General features: G+C 71.5%; 13 protein-coding genes and 2 pseudogenes. 12 read left to right on the forward strand and 3 right to left on the reverse strand.

Going from position 1 to position 14485, the window contains the following annotated elements; all coding sequences use genetic code 11:
• Positions 1-67: 67 nt before the first annotated feature.
• From ABXJ52_RS31830 to ABXJ52_RS31850, 5 genes and pseudogenes are all read left to right on the forward strand, one after another.
• Positions 68-184: pseudogene (locus ABXJ52_RS31830) on the forward strand (flavodoxin-dependent (E)-4-hydroxy-3-methylbut-2-enyl-diphosphate synthase); the annotation flags it as partial.
• Positions 185-220: 36 nt separating this feature from the next.
• The gene (gene dxs, locus ABXJ52_RS31835; RefSeq protein ID WP_367046754.1) at positions 221-2110 is read left to right on the forward strand and encodes a 1-deoxy-D-xylulose-5-phosphate synthase; all 1890 of its coding nucleotides are present in this window, start codon (positions 221-223) and stop codon (positions 2108-2110) included.
• On the forward strand, positions 2107-3492 hold the full coding sequence (locus tag ABXJ52_RS31840; RefSeq protein WP_367046756.1) for an aspartate aminotransferase family protein: 1386 nt from the start codon (positions 2107-2109) through the stop codon (positions 3490-3492). Before dxs ends, ABXJ52_RS31840 begins: the two co-directional genes overlap by 4 nt.
• Positions 3493-3593: 101 nt before the next feature.
• Entirely contained in the window at positions 3594-4235 is a 642-nt protein-coding gene (locus ABXJ52_RS31845) for an XRE family transcriptional regulator (RefSeq protein WP_367046758.1), read from the forward strand.
• On the forward strand, positions 4232-4417 hold the full coding sequence (locus ABXJ52_RS31850; protein ID WP_367046760.1) for a DUF6126 family protein: 186 nt from the start codon (positions 4232-4234) through the stop codon (positions 4415-4417). Before ABXJ52_RS31845 ends, ABXJ52_RS31850 begins: the two co-directional genes overlap by 4 nt.
• Positions 4418-4439: 22 nt before the next feature.
• Here the strand turns inward: ABXJ52_RS31850 and ABXJ52_RS31855 are convergent, their stop codons facing one another.
• On the reverse strand, positions 4440-5243 hold the full coding sequence (locus ABXJ52_RS31855) for a tyrosine-protein phosphatase (RefSeq protein ID WP_367046761.1): 804 nt from the start codon (positions 5241-5243) through the stop codon (positions 4440-4442).
• 375 nt (positions 5244-5618) lie between these two features.
• On the opposite strand from ABXJ52_RS31855, the gene ABXJ52_RS31860 reads away from it, so the two are divergent.
• Together ABXJ52_RS31860 and ABXJ52_RS31865 are read left to right on the forward strand one after the other, a co-directional pair.
• Positions 5619-6437: an SGNH/GDSL hydrolase family protein gene (locus ABXJ52_RS31860; RefSeq protein WP_367046763.1), complete on the forward strand. Its 819-nt coding sequence runs from the start codon at positions 5619-5621 to the stop codon at positions 6435-6437.
• Positions 6438-6745: 308 nt separating this feature from the next.
• Positions 6746-7972, forward strand: coding sequence for an MBL fold metallo-hydrolase (locus ABXJ52_RS31865; protein WP_367046765.1), 1227 nt, complete (start codon positions 6746-6748; stop codon positions 7970-7972).
• 27 nt (positions 7973-7999) lie between these two features.
• On the opposite strand, the pseudogene ABXJ52_RS31870 reads toward ABXJ52_RS31865, so the two are convergent.
• A pseudogene (locus ABXJ52_RS31870) lies at positions 8000-8548 on the reverse strand (YciI family protein).
• 277 nt (positions 8549-8825) lie between these two features.
• Between ABXJ52_RS31870 and ABXJ52_RS31875 the strand changes: the two are divergent.
• The 5 genes from ABXJ52_RS31875 (at position 8826) to ABXJ52_RS31895 (ending at position 12578) form a co-directional block, all read left to right on the forward strand.
• The gene (locus ABXJ52_RS31875) at positions 8826-10559 is read left to right on the forward strand and encodes an ATP-binding protein (RefSeq protein WP_367046767.1); all 1734 of its coding nucleotides are present in this window, start codon (positions 8826-8828) and stop codon (positions 10557-10559) included.
• A 67-nt stretch (positions 10560-10626) separates the two neighbouring features.
• A complete protein-coding gene (locus tag ABXJ52_RS31880; RefSeq protein ID WP_160508763.1) occupies positions 10627-11061 on the forward strand; it encodes a roadblock/LC7 domain-containing protein in 435 nt (144 codons plus the stop codon).
• 2 nt (positions 11062-11063) lie between these two features.
• Positions 11064-11435: a DUF742 domain-containing protein gene (locus ABXJ52_RS31885; RefSeq protein ID WP_367046769.1), complete on the forward strand. Its 372-nt coding sequence runs from the start codon at positions 11064-11066 to the stop codon at positions 11433-11435.
• Positions 11413-12009 (forward strand): ATP/GTP-binding protein, encoded by a 597-nt coding sequence (locus ABXJ52_RS31890; RefSeq protein WP_367046771.1) that lies wholly within the window; start codon positions 11413-11415, stop codon positions 12007-12009. The genes ABXJ52_RS31885 and ABXJ52_RS31890 overlap by 23 nt, the downstream gene beginning before the upstream one ends.
• Entirely contained in the window at positions 12006-12578 is a 573-nt protein-coding gene (locus ABXJ52_RS31895) for a GAF domain-containing protein (protein ID WP_367049426.1), read from the forward strand. The genes ABXJ52_RS31890 and ABXJ52_RS31895 overlap by 4 nt, the downstream gene beginning before the upstream one ends.
• Positions 12579-12581: 3 nt before the next feature.
• Here the strand turns inward: ABXJ52_RS31895 and ABXJ52_RS31900 are convergent, their stop codons facing one another.
• Positions 12582-14468 (reverse strand): DUF2264 domain-containing protein, encoded by a 1887-nt coding sequence (locus ABXJ52_RS31900; protein WP_367046773.1) that lies wholly within the window; start codon positions 14466-14468, stop codon positions 12582-12584.
• Positions 14469-14485 lie beyond the last annotated feature (17 nt).

Consider the following 14485-nt stretch of genomic DNA (forward strand, 5'->3'; position numbering starts at 1 on the left):
CCTTCCCGAGCTGCCGGTCCGGCCGATCTCGGAGCGCCGCCTCTCGCGGCACATCGAGGTCGGGCCGGTGGCGGTCATGGGGTGTGTCGTGAACGGGCCGGGGGAGGCCCGTGCGGCGGGCCTCGGCGTCGCGTCCGGCAACGGCAAGGGGCAGATCTTCGTCAAGGGCGAGGTCATCAAGACCGCCGTGAGCTGAGTTCAACCAGAGAGGGGGACGAGCATGACCATTCTGGAATCCATCCGGGGGCCGCGCGACCTGAAGGCGCTGACCGAGGACGAGCTCGACGAACTGGCCGGGGAAGTCCGGGAGTTCCTGGTGCACGCGGTCGCCAGGACCGGAGGCCACCTCGGGCCCAACCTGGGGGTGGTGGAACTCTCCCTCGCCCTCCACAGGGTCTTCGAGTCGCCGCTCGACCGCATCGTGTGGGACACCGGCCACCAGAGCTACGTACACAAACTCGTGACCGGCCGGCAGGACTTCTCCAAGCTGCGCGGCAAGGGTGGTCTCTCCGGCTATCCCTCGCGGGCGGAGTCCGAGCACGACATCGTCGAGAACAGCCACGCCTCGACGGCGCTCGGCTGGGCCGACGGCCTGGCCAAGGCCCGTCAGGTCCTCGGAGAGCGGGGCCATGTCGTCGCCGTCATCGGGGACGGCGCGCTCACCGGCGGCATGGCGTGGGAGGCACTCAACAACATCGCGGCCGCGAAGGACCGGCCGCTGATCATCGTCGTCAACGACAACGAGCGTTCGTACGCGCCCACCATCGGCGGTCTCGCGAACCACCTGGCCACACTGCGCACCACCGACAGCTACGAACGGGTCCTGGCCTGGGGCAAGGAGATACTCCAGCGCACCCCCGTCGTCGGGCACACGCTGTACGAATCGCTGCACGGCGCGAAGAAGGGCTTCAAGGACGCCTTCGCGCCGCAGGGCATGTTCGAGGACCTGGGCCTCAAGTACGTCGGTCCGATCGACGGGCACGACACCGGGGCCGTCGAGTCGGCACTGCGACGTGCGAAACGCTTCCACGGGCCCGTCATCGTCCACTGCCTCACCGAGAAGGGGCGCGGCTACGAGCCCGCCCTCGCCGACGAGGCGGACCGGTTCCACACGGTCGGCGTGATGGACCCGCTGACCTGCGAGCCGCTCGCACCCTCCAACGGCCCCTCCTGGACCTCGGTGTTCGGCGACGAGATCGTACGCATCGGGGCCGAGCGCGAGGACGTGGTGGCGATCACCGCGGCCATGCTGGGCCCGGTCGGCCTGACGAAGTTCGCCCAGTCCTATCCCGACCGTGTGTGGGACGTCGGGATCGCGGAACAGCACGCCGCGGTGTCGGCGGCCGGGCTCGCGACCGGCGGCCTGCACCCCGTCGTCGCCGTCTACGCCACCTTCCTCAACCGCGCCTTCGACCAGCTCCTGATGGATGTCGCGCTGCACGAGTGCGGCGTCACCTTCGTCCTGGACCGTGCCGGGGTCACGGGCGTCGACGGCGCCTCGCACAACGGCATGTGGGACATGTCGATCCTCCAGGTCGTTCCGGGGCTGCGGATCGCCGCGCCGCGTGACGCCGACCAACTGCGCGCGCAACTGCGGGAAGCGGTCGCCGTGGACGACGCGCCGACGCTGCTGCGCTTCCCCAAGGAGTCGGTCGGACCTGCGATTCCCGCGGTCGACCGGATCGGGGGCATGGACGTGCTGAGTCAGGAACCCCAAGTCGCCGACGCAGACGTGCTGTTGGTGGCGGTCGGCGTGATGGCGCCCGTCTGTCTGCGGGCCGCGGAGCTGCTGCGGGAGCGGGGACTCGGCTGCACGGTGGTCGACCCGCGCTGGGTCAAGCCGGTCGACGCCGAACTGCCCGCCCTGGCCGCACGGCACCGCGTCGTGGGCGTCGTCGAGGACAACAGCCGCGCGTCCGGGGTCGGCGCGGCGATCGCCCTCGCGCTCGGGGACGCCGAAGTCGACGTACCCGTCCGGCGGTTCGGCATCCCCGAGCAGTTCCTGCCGCACGCCAAGCGGGCCGAGGTGCTCGCCGACATCGGACTCACCCCGGTCGAGATCGCGGGCCGGATCAGCGCCACACTGGCAGCCAAGGAGCACGGAGCATGACCAAGGAGTTCGACCTCGGCAGACTCCTCGCCGAGCGGGGCGCCGAGCGCTACGAACTGCACGCGCGGCATCTGAACCACCAGCTGCCGCGCATGCTGCACACCATCGGTTTCGACAAGGTCTACGAACGGGCCGAGGGCGCGTACTTCTGGGACGCGGAAGGCAACGACTACCTCGACATGCTCGCGGGCTTCGGGGTGATGGGCCTCGGCCGCCACCACCCCGTCGTACGCAAGGCGCTGCACGACGTCCTGGACGCCTCGCTCGCGGATCTGACCCGCTTCGACTGTCAGCCGCTGCCCGGCCTGCTCGCCGAGAAGCTGCTGACCAGAAGCCCGCACCTGGACCGGGTGTTCTTCGGCAACAGCGGCACCGAGGCCGTCGAGACCGCGCTGAAGTTCGCGCGGTACGCGACGGGCCGACCGAGGGTGCTGTACTGCCGCCACGCCTTCCACGGCCTGACGACCGGCTCCCTCTCGGTGAACGGCGAGTCGGGCTTCCGGGACGGGTTCGCACCGCTGCTCCCCGACACCGCCGTGCCGCTCGGTGATCTGGACGCCCTGCGCAAGGAGTTGGCGAAGGGGGACGTGGCCGGGCTCATCGTCGAGCCCATCCAGGGCAAGGGCGTGCACGAGCCGCCGCCCGGCTATCTGCTCGCCGCCCAGGAGCTGTTGCGCCGGCACAAGGCGCTGCTCATCGCCGACGAGGTGCAGACGGGCCTCGGCAGGACCGGTGAGTTCTACGCCTATCAGCACGAGGAAGGCGTCGAGCCGGACCTGGTGTGTGTCGCGAAGGCGCTGTCCGGCGGCTATGTGCCGGTGGGTGCGACGCTCGGCAAGGACTGGATCTTCAAGAAGGTCTACTCGTCCATGGACCGGGTGCTCGTGCACTCGGCGAGCTTCGGGTCCAACGCGCAGGCCATGGCGGCCGGGCTCGCCGTCCTCTCCGTCATGGACGACGAGAGGATCGTCGAGAACGCGCGCGTCACCGGCGAACTCCTGAAGTCGCGGCTCGCCACGCTCGTCGACCGCTATGAGCTGCTGAGCGAGGTACGCGGCCGGGGCCTGATGATCGGCATCGAGTTCGGGCGGCCCAACTCACTGAAGCTGCGCAGCCGTTGGACGATGCTCCAGGCGGCACGCAAGGGTCTCTTCGCGCAGATGGTCGTCGTGCCGCTGCTGCAGAAGCACCGCATCCTCACCCAGGTCTCCGGTGACCATCTGGAGGTCATCAAGCTGATCCCGCCGCTGACCATCGGGGAGCGGGAAGTCGACCGGTTCGTGGAGGCCTTCACCGCCGTGATGGACGAGGCACACAGCGGGGGCGGACTGATGTGGGACTTCGGCAGGACGCTGGTCAAGCAGGCGGTGGCGAACCGCTGAAGCCCGAGCCCACCTGGCCGTAGAACTCCCTGGGACGAACCCGCCTTTGCCTCAGGGGCAAAAAAGTTGCCGCAAAGGCAAGGGGCTGGCTCAATCGAGGCATGAGCAACGCCGAGCCCGAACCGCTCGACCCGGAAGCTGCCGAGGCCCTGCCCGCCGTCGCCCCGCAACTGCGCGAGCTGCGGCGCCGCGCCGCGCTGACGCTGGAGGCGGCGGCCAACGCCGCCGGGCTCTCGCCGGCCCACCTCTCCCGTCTGGAGACCGGGCAACGCCAGCCGTCCCTGCCGCTGCTGCTCGCGCTGGCCCGTACCTACGGTACGACGGTCTCGGAGCTGCTCGGCGAGACCCCCGCAGGCCGGGACGCGGTCGTCCGGGCCGCGGACATGGAACCGACGCGCGCGGGCGGCTGGACCTACTGGCAGGCGGGCGCGCAGGCCCGTGGCATGCAGGCGCTGCGGGTGCACGTGCCGCACGGGGCGCAGGGCGACATCGTGCGCGTCCATCCCGGCGAGGAGTGGCTGTACGTTCTTGAGGGGCGCCTGCGACTGCGGCTCGGCGACACCGCCCACACGCTCGAATCCGGGGACAGCGCGCACTTCGACTCGCTGACCCCGCACCGGATCGCCGCCGCGGACCACGCCGGCACCGACCTTCTCTTCGTCCACACCCTGCTGCAGAGTCCCGCCACTGCGCTGTGCCTGGGCGGGACCTCGCGCAACCCCACCATGGGAGAGACGCGATGACGGAATCCGAAGAGCGGCGGCCCGACTCCGCTCCCGCTCCCGCTCCCGCGAAGAAGGCGATGTCCCTGGAGGAGAAGCTCCCCCGCGGACTCTGGATCCGGCTGATCGTCTACGTAGCCGTGGGCCACCTCTTCGCGGCCTTCGTCTACCTGTTGTTCTCGCTGGGCGCGCAGAACCAGTAGCGGGCGGAGGCGACGCGCAGGGTCAGTCCAGGAGGTGCTCGCGCAGCCGCTCGCGGGTCTCCGGGGCCAGCTCGAGGCCCTCGGTGAGGTAGGTCTCCGTGTCGCCCCAGAGCTGCTCGATCGTTTCGAAGGCCGCGGTCAGATACTCGATGCGGGCCTCGAAGAGCGGGCTGAGCAGCTGCATGACCTCGGGGGACATGCTGGGGGAGTTGTCGCCGCGGCGGACCTTGTAGCGGCGGTGGGTGGCGTTCGACTCCAGGTAGTCCGCCTCGATGGCGTCGCGCTCCACACCGACGGCGAGGAGCGTGACGGCTATGGAGAGGCCCGCACGGTCCTTGCCCGCGGCGCAGTGCATCAGGGCGGGCACGCTGTCGGCGGCCATCTCGTGCAGCACGCGGCTGTGCTCGGCGGTGCGGTCCCTGATGATCTCGCGGTACGTGTCGGACATGCGTCCCGCGGCCTGCCCGTCGGCGAGCACCTCGCGCAGTTGGTCCAGGTCGCCGTCGCGGACCATCGTCCAGAACTCGGCGCCGTGGGCCGGGTCGGTCAGCGGCAGGTTCACGTTGCGCACGCCGGGCAGCTCGACGTCCGGGCCCTCGAGACGCTGGTCGGCCCCGTTGCGGAAGTCGTAGATCGTGTGCAGCCCCAGGGTGGCGAGGAACGCCGCGTCGGCCGCCGTGGCGTGCGCGAGGTGACCGCTGCGAAAGAGCCGGCCCTGCCGGACCCGTCGGCCGTCCGCGGTCGGAAGTCCGCCCACGTCACGGAAGTTGCGGACTCCGGACAGCGTGGGCTCCGACAGCTCTGTCGGCGGGACTTGCTGCGTCACGGGGGCTCCTCCCCTCCGGCCGCCGGCGCGACTCGCCGGTGGGGTGCGGCTTCGACCATACGACATGGGTTCCTGAGGCAATCACTGCCCGCGCATGAGCGTTGCCTCACGGGTGGCGGTTGATGGGGGCCGAGACCGAAGGCGGCGAGCCGCGGCTCTAGTTGGCTCCGCCGGGGACCCTGACGCGGCGGTGCTCCGCGTCCGCCGGGTGTGAGCGGTGCGTCGCGCGAGAGGCGCGTCCGCCGGATGTAAGAGGCGCCCGGGCCGCTGCGTATTCCTTGCTTGGGTGAAACTTGACCGGTGGCTTATCTCACCCCCCGTCAACCCCTCCCTACGGTGGCGTAGGTCACTTGGCGAGGAGAAAGATACGACGACGTGAGAGCAGAGTCGACAACCTTCATCCCTGACCCATTCACCTCCTACGCAGCAGTCGGCGACAGCTTCACCGAAGGCGTGGGGGACCCCGGCCCCGACGGGGCGTTCGTCGGCTGGGCCGACCGTCTTGCCGTGCTGCTCGACGACCGGATGCCGGAGCACACCTTCCGGTACGCCAACCTCGCCGTGCGCGGCAAGCTGCTCGACCAGATCGTCGCGGACCAGGTGCCCCTCGCCAAGGAACTGGCCCCCGACTTCCTGACGTTCTGCGCGGGCGGCAACGACATCATCCGCCCCGGCACCGATCCGGACGAGGTCGCCGAGCGGTTCGAGCGGGCCGTCGCCGACCTCACGTCGTCGGTCGGTACGGTCATGGTGACCACGGGGTTCGACACCCGCACAGTGCCGGTCCTCAAGCATCTGCGCGGCAAGATCGCCACGTACAACGGCCATGTCCGCGCGATCGCCGACCGGTACGGCTGCCCGGTGCTCGACCTGTGGTCCCTCAAGACCATCCAGGACCGCCGCGCCTGGGACGGCGACCGCCTTCACCTCTCCGCCGAGGGGCACACGCGCGTGGCGCTGCGCGCGGCCCAGGTCCTCGGCCTCGAGGTCCCCGCGGACCCGGACCAGCCGTGGCCGCCGGAGCCGCCCCGCGGGACGCTCGAGGTGCGGCGCGACGACATCAACTGGGCGCGCGAGTACCTGGTGCCGTGGTTCGGGAGGCGCCTGCGGGGAGAGTCGTCGGGGGACCACGTGGAGGCGAAGGGGAGCGTGGACCCGTACACGGTGCGGATGCACATCAAGGCGGCGTCCTGAGCGGAGTCCGCCCGGCGGCCGGCCCGGCCCTAACCGCCGGGCAGCCTATCCACCTCTCGAGCGTGCGTTCGCGTACCAGCGACCGGCAAGCGGGCGCTCGGTCGGCGATCACGGCGCGGGGCCCGCGCGCCGCGCACCTAGATCTCCGCGCCGACGACGACAAGCAGCTCCGTATAGCGACCGGGCTGCTCTCCGGCCCCGTGCCTCCGGCGCGGGCGCGTGCGTGGCCGGTGTGGGGGCCTCCGGACGGCCGCTGTCGGAGGCGGCGCCCATAATGGAGATCTGACCTACCCCTTCCAGGAGGTGCTGTGTCCCGTTCGCTGAGCTATGGGCTCCGTTCGCTCAGGACCGCGCCCTTCGGCGCGGATCCGGCCGGTGAGCGGCTCGCGAGGATCCGCCGATCGCCGAACTTCGCTGATGGGTCCTTCCAGAACCCCGACGGCGCGCGGATCCGGCCCACCGGTTCGACACTCGAGTTCGCGAAGATCTACTTCCGTAAGGAGGAGCGGATCCGGCGCGGCCCCATGGGCACCGTCCCGGTGCATGCCACGACCCTCGCCGACCTCGCGAAGCCCTCGGCCAGTGGGCTGCGGATCACCTGGATGGGGCACTCCAGCGTGCTGGCCGAGATCGACGGGCGCCGGGTGCTCTTCGACCCGGTCTGGGGAGAGCGGTGCTCCCCCTTCTCCTGGGTGGGGCCCAAGCGGCTGCACCCCGTGCCGGTGCCGCTCGCGGCGCTCGGCCCGGTGGACGTCGTGGTGATCTCGCACGACCACTACGACCACCTGGACATGCCCACGATCCAGGCCCTGGCGGGCACGGACACGGTCTTCGCGGTACCGCTCGGCGTCGGCGCCCACCTGGAGCGCTGGGGCGTCCCCGCGGACCGGCTGCGCGAGCTCGACTGGAACGAGGCCGCGACGGTGGGCGGCCTGACCCTGACGGCGACGCCCGCGCGCCACTTCTGCGGCCGCGGTCTGCGCAACCCGCAGCACACGCTCTGGGCGTCCTGGGTCGTCGCGGGACCCGAACACCGCGTCTACCACAGCGGGGACACCGGCTATTTCTCCGGCTTCCGGGAGATCGGCGCCGAGCACGGCCCGTTCGACGTCACGATGATCCAGATCGGGGCGTACAGCGAGTTCTGGCCCGACATCCACATGACGCCCGAGGAGGGCGTCCGCGCCCACCTCGACCTCCAGAGCGGGGACCGTCAGGGCGGGCGGCCCGACGGTGTGCTGCTGCCGATCCACTGGGGCACGTTCAACCTCGCGCCGCACCCGTGGTCCGCACCGGGCGAGGGCACGGTCGCGGCGGCGGGCCGCGCGGGGGCGAAGATCGCGTTGCCCGTCCCCGGCGAACCGTTCGAGCCCGCTTCGGACGCCGTTCCCGCCGAGCCGTGGTGGCGCGGCATCGCGATCGAGCCCGAGGGCGGCTGGTCCCTTCCGGACGTCACCGCCGCGGCCGCCGAGCTCTCCGCACCCGCCGGACGCGCGGAGGGCACCGGTGAGCCCGAGGCGGCGCGCATCGGCTGACACCGGCTGACGGGGAGCCGCGGCTCGTCACCGCCGGCCGCCGAACTCCCAGTCGTGGACCTCGATGCCGTCGTACAGGTCCGGGGTCAGGACCGCGCGTGCCGCGTCCGGGTCCGGCGCCCGGACCAGCGCCGCCGTGCCCAGCCAGGCGGCGCCGTCGTCGGACAGCAGCGGCCCGTACGCGATCAGTCAGTCCCGGTCGCCCGGCACGTCGAGGTCGGCGGTGTGCCCGGAGCCGAGGCCGATGACCGCGTACCGGCGGCCACCGCTGCGGCCGCCGGGGAAGTCCCACATGGTGCGCCCCAGCGTGTTGCGCCACCGGCGCAGCAGCACGTCCCGGAACGCGCCCGCCTGGTAGCAGGGCTCATCGAAGGCGAACGCGCGAGCGGCGGCGGGATCCGGCAGGTCGACGATGTGCACGCTGCCGCTGGGCGTCTGACCGTCGGCGGCGAAGGTCGGCCCCCGGGCGATCAACTCCGCCGCGTACCGGTCCATGTAGGACCAGTGGTCCTCCACCAGCTTCTCGCGCAACGTCGTCGAGCCGGGCCGGTCGCGGTGATAGCAGAAGAACTCCATGCCGGGGACTCTCGCCGACGTACGGCGGAGGCTCAACAGGATTCCGTCCTCGGATTCGGACGGCCGTGCGACGTGTCATACCAGAGCGGGACGCTGGGTGCCGGACTTTGTCAACTGCCTCCCGCACATGAAGTGTTGGTGACTACCGTGAGTGTCCGCCGGTCGACGCAGGGATCATGGCAGCGGTCCTGCCTGTGCACCTGCCGACCGGTACGGCGATGCCGCGAAGCCACCGGTCGCGCGCCCGTCGGAGCCCGTTCCCCGACCGAGGACGCTGATGTCTCACCTCCGTGCACCGGCCGCCCGCGCAGACCGCCGTGAGGGCGGGCGGCACGGCAGGCCCGGTGGCCGACCCGTCACGGCGCTGCCCGAGGCCCGGATACGGCCCCAGCTCCTGCGTATCGCCGTGCTGCCCGCCGTCGCGGTGACCCTCTGCGCCGCGGCAGCCGTGCTGTTCATCGTCCGGTCGACCCCCGGCCCGTTCGAGCCGGCCCTGTTTCTCATCCTCGCCGCCGCCGGGGCCATCAGCCTCGCCAGCGTCGTGATCGCCGCCATCGCGGCAGGCCGCACCGCGACCTCCGTACGCGAAAGGGTCGGCACCCTGCGCCGCACCACCGCGCGCGGCCAGGCCGAGCTGCGCGAAGTCGTCGAGCAGTTGCGCCGCGGCGACGGCCCGCCCCCGCGCAGGACTCCCGTCAGATCCGCCCCGGAGGGCGACGACTTCGGGCTGCTCGCCGTCGAGCTCTCCCGGGCCCAGGACGTCGCCGTCACCGCCGTCGTGCAGGCCTCGCAGCTCTCCAGCCACGCGGGAAGCGAACAGAAGGTCGAGGTCTTCGTCAATCTGGCCCGGCGGCTGCAGTCCCTCGTGCACCGCGAGATCTCGATCCTCGACGAGCTGGAGAACGAGGTCGAGGACCCGGAGCTGCTCAAGGGCCTCTTCCACGTCGACCACCTGGCCACCCGCATCCGCAGACACGCCGAGAACCTCGCCGTGCTCGGCGGCGCCATCTCGCGCCGCCAGTGGAGCAACCCGGTCTCGATGACGGAGGTGCTCCGCTCGGCCATCGCGGAGGTCGAGCAGTACTCGCGCGTCAAGCTGGTGCCGCCGATCGCCGGCACCCTGCGCGGCCACGCCGTCGCCGACGTCATCCACCTCCTGGCCGAACTCGTCGAGAACGCCACGGTGTTCTCCGCCCCGCACACCCAAGTCCTGCTGCGCGCCAACGTGGTGACCGCCGGGCTCGCCGTCGAGGTCGAGGACCGCGGCCTCGGTATGCCGCTGACCGAGCAGAACAAGATGAACCACCTGCTCGCCGACCCGGACCAGGTGAATGTCGCGAGCCTCCTCCAGGACGGCAGGATCGGCCTCTACGTGGTCTCCGCGCTGGCCCGGCGCCACGGCATCGCGGTCCGCCTCCAGACCAACATCTACGGAGGCGTGCAGGCTGTACTGATCCTGCCGCAAGGGCTGCTCGGCACCGAGCCGCAGAACGAGCCCGTCACCGCGGGGGGCCCACAGCGGACCCCGGAAGCGGTGGCCGTGCCCCGGCAGCCGCAGCGGGACGCGCCACCGCCACCGCCCCCGCCGCCCGCCACGCGACCCGCTCCCGTGCCCCACGGCTCCCCGCCCGCCCCGCTGCCCGTACGGGGCCGGGAGGGCAGGGAAGGCAGGCCGACGCCGGCCGAGGCCGTGCCGGGGATCCGCCCCGAGGACCGGCAGGCCGCCGCCCAGAACGCGGGGGCACCGCCCACGCCCCTCAACGGCGACGCCGTACGCGGCCGGGTGGGCAAGCCCCAACTGCCCAAACGGCGCGCCCAGGAACACATCGCGCCCCAGCTGCGGGACGCGCCCTCGCCCCGCCCGGCGAGCGAACAGCACGTGGGCCACGACCCGGGCCTGATGGCGGCCTTCCAGCGCGGCATCGGGCTCGCCGCCGCACAGGAGACGCGCGACCCGGCGCCGCGGCCCGACCTCCATGTCCCCCACGACGGGGGCGACCAGGGTGGCTGAACCGCACCACCCCGACGGCACCACGTCTGCCCCGGCAGACCCTCGTACCTCAAGGAGTCGATCCACCATGGCGAGCGATGCGCCGACCGGGCAGGTTTCCGACCTCGACTGGCTGATGAGCGGACTCGTGCAGCGCGTGCCGCACACCCACAGCGCGGTCCTGCTCTCCTCCGACGGACTCGTGAAGTCGGTCCATGGCCTCGACCCGGACAGCGCCGACCACATGGCGGCCCTCGCCTCCGGGCTCTACTCACTGGGCCGCAGCGCGGGCATCCGGTTCGGGGACGGCGGCGACGTACGCCAGGTCGTCGTGGAACTCGACTCCACCCTCCTGTTCGTGTCCACGGCAGGCTCCGGCACCTGTCTCGCGGTGCTCGCCGGGCGCGACGCCGACGCCGCTGTGCTCGGCTACGAAATGACGATGCTGGTCAAGAGCGTGCGCCCCTACCTGCTCACCGCACCCCGGCAACCCGCCGGTGAACCCGCCCCGATGAGGCATTGAGCGTGGCGGCCCCGCACGACGGGCCCTGGCTCGACGAATCCGCCGGACGGCTCGTCCGGCCCTACACGGTCAGCGACGGGAGGACCCGGCCGACCGCCCAACTGGACCTCCTGACACAGGTGTTGGCCACCGGGAGCCCGGTCGTCGGCTACCTCGGCCCCGAGCACACGGAGGCGCTCGGGCTCTGCGCGGCACCCACATCGGTCGCGGAGATCGCGGCGCAGCTGAAGCTGCCCGCGGTCGTGACCAAGGTGCTGCTGTCCGATCTCGTCGACTGCGGGGCGCTCACCCTGAGAGCCCCGGACTTCTACCACAACCCCACCGACCGGTCCCTGTTGGAGGCAGTGCTCGATGGATTACGACGACAGCTCTGACCCCTTCCCCACCGCACTGAAGATCCTGGTCGCGGGAGGTTTCGGGGTCGGCAAGACGACCTTCACGGGCGCGGTGAGCGAGATCGCGCCGCTCAGCACGGAGGAACTCCTCACCACGGTCAGTGAGGGCACCGACGACCTGTCGGGCGTGGAGAACAAGACCACCACGACCGTGGCCATGGACTTCGGCCGCATCACCCTCGACCCGGAGCACGTCCTCTACCTCTTCGGCACGCCCGGCCAGGAACGCTTCTGGTTCATGTGGGACGAACTCTCCGAAGGCGCGCTCGGGGCGGTGGTCCTCGCCGACACCCGCCGCCTGGAGGACTGCTTCGCGGCGGTGGACTTCTTCGAGCAGCGCGGCATGGGATTCATCGTCGCGATCAACGAATTCGACGGCGCCCACCGCTACGAGCCCGAAGAGGTACGGGCCGCCATCGACCTGGACCCGCAGGTGCCCGTCGTGCGATGCGACGCGCGCATCTCCAGCTCGGGCATCGCCACCCTCCTCACCCTCGTCAAACACCTCCTCGCCCACGCCCCGGCCGCCACGAGCTACGGAGCCCACACCTGATGTACGACTCGACCGCGCCCCTGCTGCTCACCCCCGTCGACCGGGAGGCGCCGAGCCGGGTGCGGCGGCTGCGCAGGCTCGGCATAGGACACCGTCCCGACCTCGCCTTCGACGCCTTCGCCGACCGTCTCGCCGAGGTCACCGGCGCCCCGTACTCCATGGTCAACTTCATCGACGAGAACCGGCAGTTCTTCGCCGGCCTGCACACCCCGGACGCCTCCAGGGAAGGCTCCGAACTGACCTCGACGGCGGCCGCGGAGACCACGGCCTTCCGCTACATGGCGCGCGATCACGGCTACTGCCCGCATGTGATCGTGCGGCGCAAGGCCCTCGTCCTGGAGGACGTCTGCGACTATCCGCGGTTCGCGGGCAACCCGGTGGTCGACGAGATCGGCATCCGTTCCTATCTGGGCGCCCCGCTCATCGACCGCACGGGCATCGCGCTCGGCACGGTCTGTGTCGTGGACGTCGAGCCACGGCCCTGGGGCAGAGCGGGCCTGGAGACGATCAAGGCGATGGCGGCGGAGCTCGTCGAGCAGATCCACCGCCGGGAGGACGGCGGGATCTGACGCTCACACCTCCAGCAGGGTGCCGTCGGGGAAGCGGATGCTGGCGGCGTCGCCCTCCACCGTGCAGGTGATGGACTCCCTCAACGCCCAGGGCTGAACGGCGTCTTGAGACAGGGCGACCAGCGTTACGTGGGTGCTCGCGCCGCCCTGGTGGCCGCTGAAGGTCAGGTATGGCGTCGCCGAATGCGGCCCGTATGCGTTGGCGGCCACCTCACGGGCGATGCCCGCCTCCTCGTCCCAACCGTGGAGTGCGACGACGGCGCTGGTCAAGCCGGCCTCCGTACGGGTGAGGGCCCAGCCGGGTCCCTGCTCGGCGTACGGCTGCGTCCCGTCCGCGACCGCGTAGCCGCCCTCGCGGACCGTCACGCCTGCCGGGGCGTGGACGCGGTGGACGCGGATCTCCCAGGGGCCGTGCAGCGCGCTGGTCGACTGGATGGGGAACTCGCCTTCGATGCCCGGCAGTTGTGCGTCGTGGCGGGAGGTGGCCGTGCGTCCCTCGCACCGCACCGGGTGGATCCGGCGGCGGCGTGACGGTGTGCCGTCCGGCGCGAGGAGCGCGAGGTGGTTGTCCACGGTGCGCTCCCACGCGCTCGGAGCGGTCTCGGGGGCGGTCGCCGTGGAGTAGCCGAACTTGGCGTAGTGCGGGTCGTCGGCCGCGGCGCCTTCGAGCGGGTTGTGGTCGCTGCCGTGGTTGATCAGACGGACGATGCCGTCGTGACGTGTGCCGTGCAGGAGCCAGCCGGGCTGGGGCAGCGCCGTGTACTGGTCGGACTCCTCGACCGGGAGCGGGAGTTCGCGCTCCGTCCACACCGGGTGGTCGGCCGGCAGGAGCAGACCGAGGAAGCCCTTGCTCGCCCAGTACGGGGACGCCGGACCCGAGTACGCCTGGGTGGACGGCAGGAACGTCCCGTACCAGCCGAGCGGAAGCAGCCCTCGCTCGTCGGGCACGCCACGCTCCACGAAGTGCCGTGCGGTGCCGGACGCGAGGCGCCGGGTCAGGCCGGGCGCCAGGGGAGTGCAGTTCGCCAGGGCGCCCATCCAGACAGGGGCGGTCGCCGCGAAGCGGTACGTCAGGGAGCGGCCCTGGTGGACGGGGGCGCCGTCGGCGCCGAAGAAGTGCGGGTAGGAGGCGAGAAACTGGGTCAGCCGCTCGCGGTAGACCTGAGCGCGCCCCTCGTCGTCCGGGCCCGCCATGCGCGCCCAGAGCAGGGGGTAGAGATGCATCGCCCAGCCGACGTAGTAGTCGAAGTTGCGTCCGTCGCCGTCGCTGTACCAGCCGTCGCCGCGGTACCAGTCCTCGATGCGGTCGAGGCCACCGTCGATGTCCGCCCGGCTGTACGGCGCGCCGACGGAGGCCAGGAACTGCTCGGACACCACCTGGAAGAGCCGCCAGTTGTTGTCCCACATCCTGCCGCCGACGAACCCGGAGAACCAGTCGACGACCCGCTCCTGGACCCGGGGATCGAGCTTGTCCCAGATCCAGGGGCGGGTCTCGTGCAGCCCGATCGCGATCGACGCCGCCTCCACCATCTGCTGCGAGCAGTCGCTGAGTTCGGGCCACGCCTCACCGCCCGCCGCTTCGCGGTCCGTGCCCGTTGTCAGACCCTGCGCGTAGCGTTCGAGGAGGTGCGGATCCACCTCGCCGCCCGCTCCCGCGATCCGGAAGGAGGCAAGGAGGAATGACCGTGCGTACCCCTCGAGGCCGTCCGACACGACCCCCGACCAACTGCCACGCCCCGGCAGGCGGTACTGCGCGAAGTTCGGCGTCGCGTACGGGACGAGTGCCTCCAACTGCCGGTCGGCGAGCGCCTCCCAGTGCGCGCGGGTCCAGCCCGTGAGCGGGGAAAGGACCCGGTCGGTCGGCGGCAGCGGCAGGTGCGGTGCGGGCATGGTGGGTCGGTGCTTCC

It is taken from the genome of Streptomyces sp. Je 1-332, from assembly GCF_040730185.1.
GTDB lineage: Bacteria > Actinomycetota > Actinomycetes > Streptomycetales > Streptomycetaceae > Streptomyces.